Annotated in this window: 1 protein-coding gene; it reads right to left on the bottom strand. The window is 73.6% G+C overall.

The features are described 5' to 3' along the window. Positions 1 to 444: chorismate-binding protein (locus V2J85_RS40725; protein WP_330824406.1), on the bottom strand; the 444-nt coding region annotated here is incomplete at both ends.

Raw genomic sequence — 444 nt, 5'->3', positions numbered from 1 at the left:
GGCTCCCACGGCGCTCAGGAAGGTGCGGAACTTGGCCGCGGTCTCGGCGGTCTCCGCCTCGGGCTCGGAGGCGGCCACGATGCCCGCTCCGGCGTAGAGGCGCAGCGTACGCTCCTCGGCCTCGGCGCAGCGGATCGTGACGACCCATTCGCCGTCGCCGTCGGCGTTCCCCCAGCCGACGACACCGGTGAAGAAGCCGCGGTCGAACGGCTCGGTCTCCGCGATGATCTGACGGGCCGTCTGCGTCGGCGTACCGCACACGGCGGGCGTCGGGTGCAGCGCGGTCGCCAGCTCCAGCGCCGAGGTGTCGGGGGAGGCGAGGGTGCCGGTCACCGTGGTGGACAGGTGCCACATGGTGGCGGTGCGGATCAGTGTCGGCCGGGGCGGGACGGTCAGCTCGGTGCAGTGCGGGGCGAGCGCCTGGTGGACGGCGTCCACGACGAC

The sequence above is a fragment of the Streptomyces bugieae genome, from assembly GCF_036352915.1.
GTDB classification, from domain to species: domain Bacteria; phylum Actinomycetota; class Actinomycetes; order Streptomycetales; family Streptomycetaceae; genus Streptomyces; species Streptomyces endophytica.
This window is presented reverse-complemented; position numbering and strand designations above follow the sequence as displayed.